The sequence below is a fragment of the Acinetobacter sp. YH12201 genome (assembly GCF_013418145.1).
Classification (GTDB): domain Bacteria; phylum Pseudomonadota; class Gammaproteobacteria; order Pseudomonadales; family Moraxellaceae; genus Acinetobacter.
This window is the reverse complement of record NZ_VPCP01000126.1, coordinates 1-5,649: the sequence shown is the minus strand read 5'-3', so window position 1 is coordinate 5,649 and position 5,649 is coordinate 1. Positions and strand designations below refer to the sequence as shown.

7 protein-coding genes are annotated in these 5,649 nt (G+C 46.3%); 6 read left to right on the top strand and 1 reads right to left on the bottom strand.

What is annotated here, in order from left to right; all coding sequences use genetic code 11:
• The first annotated feature begins 113 nt into the window (after positions 1-113).
• Positions 114-515: a LysR substrate-binding domain-containing protein gene (locus tag FTU91_RS15480; RefSeq protein WP_001183556.1), complete on the top strand. Its 402-nt coding sequence runs from the start codon at positions 114-116 to the stop codon at positions 513-515.
• Positions 516-651: 136 nt separating this feature from the next.
• On the opposite strand, the gene FTU91_RS15475 is transcribed toward FTU91_RS15480, so the two are convergent.
• Entirely contained in the window at positions 652-1,467 is an 816-nt protein-coding gene (locus tag FTU91_RS15475; RefSeq protein ID WP_000018323.1) for an APH(3')-I family aminoglycoside O-phosphotransferase, read from the bottom strand.
• A 129-nt stretch (positions 1,468-1,596) separates the two neighbouring features.
• Between FTU91_RS15475 and FTU91_RS15470 the strand changes: the two genes are divergently transcribed.
• From FTU91_RS15470 to FTU91_RS15450, 5 genes are all read left to right on the top strand, one after another.
• Positions 1,597-2,301, top strand: a complete 705-nt coding sequence (locus FTU91_RS15470) for an IS6-like element IS26 family transposase (RefSeq protein ID WP_001067855.1) — start codon at positions 1,597-1,599, stop codon at positions 2,299-2,301.
• Between the two features lie 72 nt (positions 2,302-2,373).
• Positions 2,374-2,967, top strand: a complete 594-nt coding sequence (locus tag FTU91_RS15465; RefSeq protein WP_205779272.1) for a tyrosine-type recombinase/integrase — start codon at positions 2,374-2,376, stop codon at positions 2,965-2,967.
• Between the two features lie 189 nt (positions 2,968-3,156).
• Entirely contained in the window at positions 3,157-4,323 is a 1,167-nt protein-coding gene (locus tag FTU91_RS15460) for a tetracycline-inactivating monooxygenase Tet(X3) (protein ID WP_024160783.1), read from the top strand.
• Positions 4,324-4,471: 148 nt separating this feature from the next.
• Positions 4,472-5,209 (top strand): recombinase family protein, encoded by a 738-nt coding sequence (locus FTU91_RS15455; protein WP_001366550.1) that lies wholly within the window; start codon positions 4,472-4,474, stop codon positions 5,207-5,209.
• On the top strand, positions 5,206-5,430 hold the full coding sequence (locus FTU91_RS15450) for a hypothetical protein (RefSeq protein WP_000743213.1): 225 nt from the start codon (positions 5,206-5,208) through the stop codon (positions 5,428-5,430). Before FTU91_RS15455 ends, FTU91_RS15450 begins: the two co-directional genes overlap by 4 nt.
• The last annotated feature ends 219 nt before the right edge of the window (positions 5,431-5,649 follow it).

The following is a 5,649-nucleotide window of genomic DNA, read 5'->3' as shown; positions in this document are numbered from 1 at the left end:
GCCAGGCCTCAGCATTTTATTATGGTGATCCCCTGGGCGAAATGCGCCTGGTAAGCAGAGTTTTTGAAATGTAAGGCCTTTGAATAAGACAAAAGGCTGCCTCATCGCTAACTTTGCAACAGTGCCATTTTAAGCGTTATGCTAAGCCCAGGAAGCCGCAGGATCTTTTGAACCACAACTGCATTAACGTCCGCTATTCTGATACGAGTGGATTGTACGCCTGGGAATTCGAGAAAGATGCTCAGAAATTCAGTCTGAAAGTCAAAGGGCAATATATTGCGAACAGCACGATTCATCAGCTCGATGCAGCATTAGACGGGCTGGGGATTGCCTATATTCCCGAGTATGTTGCAGATGGATATATCAAAAGCGGCAAGCTGATTGCTGTTCTGACCGAGTGGTGTCCATATTTTGACGGCTACCATATTTATTATCCTCACCGCCGACAGGATTCTCCTGCGTTTATGGCTTTTCTGCAAGTTTTGCGTGACAGGTACAATAATGGAATAAGATAAATTTATGAGTAAAGGATTATGTCCACGATAAGCACCTGGGTCGATTCCTGGGAGGCGGCCATGAGGGTAGGGAAGCGCCGTCCCGTCAAGTCAGCGTAATGCTCTGCCAGTGTTACAACCAATTAACCAATTCTGATTAGAAAAACTCATCGAGCATCAAATGAAACTGCAATTTATTCATATCAGGATTATCAATACCATATTTTTGAAAAAGCCGTTTCTGTAATGAAGGAGAAAACTCACCGAGGCAGTTCCATAGGATGGCAAGATCCTGGTATCGGTCTGCGATTCCGACTCGTCCAACATCAATACAACCTATTAATTTCCCCTCGTCAAAAATAAGGTTATCAAGTGAGAAATCACCATGAGTGACGACTGAATCCGGTGAGAATGGCAAAAGCTTATGCATTTCTTTCCAGACTTGTTCAACAGGCCAGCCATTACGCTCGTCATCAAAATCACTCGCATCAACCAAACCGTTATTCATTCGTGATTGCGCCTGAGCGAGACGAAATGCGCGATCGCTGTTAAAAGGACAATTACAAACAGGAATCGAATGCAACCGGCGCAGGAACGCTGCCAGCGCATCAACAATATTTTCACCTGAATCAGGATATTCTTCTAATACCTGGAATGCTGTTTTCCCGGGGATCGCAGTGGTGAGTAACCATGCATCATCAGGAGTACGGATAAAATGCTTGATGGTCGGAAGAGGCATAAATGCCGTCAGCCAGTTTAGTCTGACCATCTCATCTGTAACATCATTGGCAACGCTACCTTTGCCATGTTTCAGAAACAACTCTGGCGCATCGGGCTTCCCATACAATCGATAGATTGTCGCACCTGATTGCCCGACATTATCGCGAGCCCATCTATACCCATATAAATCAGCATCCAGGTTGGAATTTAATCGCGGCCTCGAGCAAGACGTTTCCCGTTGAATATGGCTCATAACACCCCTTGTATTACTGTTTATGTAAGCAGACAGTTTTATTGTTCATGATGATATATTTTTATCGGCACTGTTGCAAATAGTCGGTGGTGATAAACTTATCATCCCCTTTTGCTGATGGAGCTGCACATGAACCCATTCAAAGGCCGGCATTTTCAGCGTGACATCATTCTGTGGGCCGTACGCTGGTACTGCAAATACGGCATCAGTTACCGTGAGCTGCAGGAGATGCTGGCTGAACGCGGAGTGAATGTCGATCACTCCACGATTTACCGCTGGGTTCAGCGTTATGCGCCTGAAATGGAAAAACGGCTGCGCTGGTACTGGCGTAACCCTTCCGATCTTTGCCCGTGGCACATGGATGAAACCTACGTGAAGGTCAATGGCCGCTGGGCGTATCTGTACCGGGCCGTCGACAGCCGGGGCCGCACTGTCGATTTTTATCTCTCCTCCCGTCGTAACAGCAAAGCTGCATACCGGTTTCTGGGTAAAATCCTCAACAACGTGAAGAAGTGGCAGATCCCGCGATTCATCAACACGGATAAAGCGCCCGCCTATGGTCGCGCGCTTGCTCTGCTCAAACGCGAAGGCCGGTGCCCGTCTGACGTTGAACACCGACAGATTAAGTACCGGAACAACGTGATTGAATGCGATCATGGCAAACTGAAACGGATAATCGGCGCCACGCTGGGATTTAAATCCATGAAGACGGCTTACGCCACCATCAAAGGTATTGAGGTGATGCGTGCACTACGCAAAGGCCAGGCCTCAGCATTTTATTATGGTGATCCCCTGGGCGAAATGCGCCTGGTAAGCAGAGTTTTTGAAATGTAAGGCCTTTGAATAAGACAAAAGGCTGCCTCATCGCTAACTTTGCAACAGTGCCAGTTTTATTACGAACGTGTTTTGGGTGGACAACGGAAAACATATTTCATCGAAAGACCAAAAAAAGAAAAAACACTTCCTGTTGTGATGAGTGAAGAAGAAACCATTCGGGTACTACGCGCTATTGAAAACGTGAAACACAAGGCTATTCTGATGACTATTTATTCGGCAGGTTTGCGCATTTCTGAATGTATAAACCTGAAAATAAAAGACATTGACTCCAAGCGCATGCAAATTCGTATAGAACAGTCAAAAGGAAAAAGAGATCGTTATACCATTTTATCTGAGAAAACATTAATTATTTTAAGAACATACTTTATGGAATATAAACCAAAAGATTATTTATTTGAAGGTCAAAAAGGTGGCGCATACTCAAGCCGAAGTATTCAAAACATTTTTAAAGCAGCTGTTTTAAAAGCAAAGATTCAAAAGGAAGTTACTGTACATACCTTACGACATAGCTTTGCAACGCATTTGCTTGAGAATGGTACGAGTTTACGTTATATTCAATCGTTGTTAGGTCATTCAAGCAGTAAAACAACTGAGGTTTATACACATATTACCACCAAGGGAATGGAACAATTAAAAAGTCCGATGGATTTGTTAGATATATAGAAAGGATTTGTATATTTGAGCAAAACTTAACAAAAAGCACTATGAATATAAATCCTTTTGAGAGAGTAGAAACGAACGGTAAACGGTTGAAAACGGATTTGTCACTGATAATGAAAGGTTTAGCAAAATAAGATATAGTGGATATATACGCCATTTGGCGTATAGCCACTTGTTATGTGCCATTTTTGAATGACAATGCGAATAGATACGGACAAACAAATGAATTTACTTAGTGATAAGAACGTTGCAATAATTGGTGGTGGACCCGTTGGACTGACTATGGCAAAATTATTACAGCAAAACGGCATAGACGTTTCAGTTTACGAAAGAGACAACGACCGAGAGGCAAGAATTTTTGGTGGAACCCTTGACCTACACAAAGGTTCAGGTCAGGAAGCAATGAAAAAAGCGGGATTGTTACAAACTTATTATGACTTAGCCTTACCAATGGGTGTAAATATTGCTGATGAAAAAGGCAATATTTTATCCACAAAAAATGTAAAGCCCGAAAATCGATTTGACAATCCTGAAATAAACAGAAATGACTTAAGGGCTATCTTGTTGAATAGTTTAGAAAACGACACGGTTATTTGGGATAGAAAACTTGTTATGCTTGAACCTGGTAAGAAGAAGTGGACACTAACTTTTGAGAATAAACCGAGTGAAACAGCAGATTTGGTTATTCTTGCCAATGGTGGAATGTCGAAAATAAGGAGCTTTGTTACCGACACGCAAGTTGAAGAAACCGGTACTTTCAACATCCAAGCTGATATTCTTCAACCGGAAATAAACTGTCCCGGATTTTTTCAGCTATGCAACGGCAACCGATTAATGGCGGGACATCAGGGCATTTTATTGTTTGCCAATCCCAATAATAATGGTGCATTGTATTTAGGAATTAGTTTTAAAACGCCCGATGAATGGAAAAATAAAATTCCCTTAGATTTTCAGGACAGAAACAGCGTTGCCGATTTTTTATTGAAAAGATTTTCCAAATGGAGTGAAGTTTACAAACAATTAATACGTTCGGTATCAACATTTCAATGCTTGCCCACAAGGAAATTTCCTTTGAACAATGATTGGAAAAGTAACCGTCCATTACCCATAACAATGATTGGCGATGCTGCTCATTTGATGTCGCCTTTTGCAGGACAGGGTGTAAATACGGGATTATTGGATGCTTTGATATTGTCTGAAAACCTTACAAACGGAGAATTTACAAGTATTGAAAATGCCATCGAAAACTACGAACAACAAATGTTTGTTTATGCAAAAGATACGCAGGACGAATCGACAGAAAACGAAACCGAAATGTTTAGTCCCAATTTTTCGTTTCAAAAATTATTGAATCTATAAACAGTAAGAAAAAACGGCTACTAACAAGCAGTTTTGCAATAGTGGGGCAGAAGTGCAAAATTGAACTTGTGTGCTTCTATCAACTTTTGTACATTAGCTGCCAGTTTAAGATGGGTGCATTTGAGTATGCCCAAAGGAGCCCGCAAGTATGCGCAGGACGAAGCCAGTAGCCGCGCCGATGGTGGCGCGGGTCTATCTGCGCGTCAGCACCGACGCGCAGGACTTGGAACGCCAAGAGGCGATCACTACGGCCGCGAAGGCCGCCGGCTACTACGTCGCCGGCATCTACCGTGAGAAGGCATCCGGCGCACGCGCCGACCGGCCTGAGCTGCTGCGCATGATCGGCGACCTACAGCCCGGCGAGGTGGTCATTGCCGAGAAGATCGACCGCATCAGCCGCCTACCTTTGCCCGAGGCCGAGCGCCTGGTGGCCTCGATACAGGCCAAAGGCGCACGCCTGGCCGTCCCTGGCGTGGTCGATCTATCCGACCTGGCGGCCGAGGCCCAGGGCGTCGCCAAGATCGTGCTGGAAGCCGTGCAGATCATGCTTTTTCGCCTGGCCTTGCAGATGGCCCGCGACGACTACGAGGACAGGCGCGAACGCCAGCGCCAAGGCATTGAGTTGGCCCGCCAGGCCGGGCGGTACAAGGGCCGCCGTGCTGATCCGAAGCGCCGCGCCCAAGTTGTCGCGCTGCGCAAGTCCGGCTACAGCATCAACAAGACCGCCGAGCTGGCCGGGTACAGTGCGGCCCAGGTGAAACGGATATGGGCCGAGGTCAGCCAGGCCGAAGCGAAGCAGCACGGCGCGTTCGTGGAGGACGCATTGACGGAAGCCGATGCCCTGGCCGCTGTCGGCCAGGATGAGCGCCAGGAGGAAAGGGCATGAAGAAGCCGAACCAAGACGACGAGCCGTTTTTCATCACCGAGGAGATTGCGGCCGAAATGATCGCCGGCGGCTATGAGTTCGAGCTGCCGCCCATTCCTTGCACCATCCGCCTACGCGACGTGCTGGAGCGCATGACCGATGCTGAGCTAGCATTGCAGCCGGGCGAGATCGCCGACCAGGAGCGTGAACGCTGCCGGCGCAAGCCGTGTTCAACCTCATGATCTGGTCATGGTATTTTTCATGGCACTGAGCCTGATAGTTCTTGCAAATTGTTGTCACTAAAGGGTTTTGTGTGCTTGTTTACAATCGAGTGGGAGTGACGGGCACTGGCTGGCAATGTCTAGCAACGGCAGGCATTTCGGCTGAGGGTAAAAGAACTTTCCGCTAAGCGATAGACTGTATGTAAACACAGTATTGCAAGGACGCGGAACATGCCTCAT

What these genes read in the sequence shown, in the direction of transcription:
- FTU91_RS15455 (WP_001366550.1), top strand. Translation starts at nt 4,472, where the DNA reads ATGCGCAGGACGAAGCCAGTAGCCGCGCCGATGGTGGCGCGGGTCTAT.
- FTU91_RS15450 (WP_000743213.1), top strand. Translation starts at nt 5,206, where the DNA reads ATGAAGAAGCCGAACCAAGACGACGAGCCGTTTTTCATCACCGAGGAG.
- FTU91_RS15470 (WP_001067855.1), top strand. Translation starts at nt 1,597, where the DNA reads ATGAACCCATTCAAAGGCCGGCATTTTCAGCGTGACATCATTCTGTGG.
- FTU91_RS15460 (WP_024160783.1), top strand. Translation starts at nt 3,157, where the DNA reads ATGACAATGCGAATAGATACGGACAAACAAATGAATTTACTTAGTGAT.
- FTU91_RS15475 (WP_000018323.1), bottom strand. Translation starts at nt 1,467, where the DNA reads ATGAGCCATATTCAACGGGAAACGTCTTGCTCGAGGCCGCGATTAAAT.